1 pseudogene is annotated in these 260 nt (G+C 38.1%); it reads right to left on the bottom strand.

The annotated features are described in order from the left end of the window. Positions 1–41: 41 nt before the first annotated feature. Positions 42–260, bottom strand: a pseudogene (locus HMPREF2885_RS04080) (23S rRNA (uracil-5-)-methyltransferase RumA); the annotation flags it as partial.

Here is a 260-nt window from a genome sequence, read left to right as displayed (position 1 = left end):
ACCTACTTTTTTACCTTTGTCAAGGACTTTTTTCAGTGAATTTAATTTTTTCTTTTCTTCACTAACTTAACTACTGCTTCTGTTCGTGCAGTGTGGGGAAACATATCGACTGACTGGATATACTGGAGATCATAAACTTTTACCAGTTTAACCAAATCTCGTGCCAAGGTCGAAACATTGCAGGATACATAGACCATTTTTTCTGGGACATAGGTCAGAATGGTATCCAGTAACTTATCATCTAAGCCTGTACGAGGAGG

The organism is Streptococcus sp. HMSC062H02 (assembly GCF_001813005.1).
Classification (GTDB): domain Bacteria; phylum Bacillota; class Bacilli; order Lactobacillales; family Streptococcaceae; genus Streptococcus; species Streptococcus oralis_S.
Note: the sequence above shows the minus strand (reverse complement) of the source record. Positions and strands in the feature narration are given on the sequence as shown.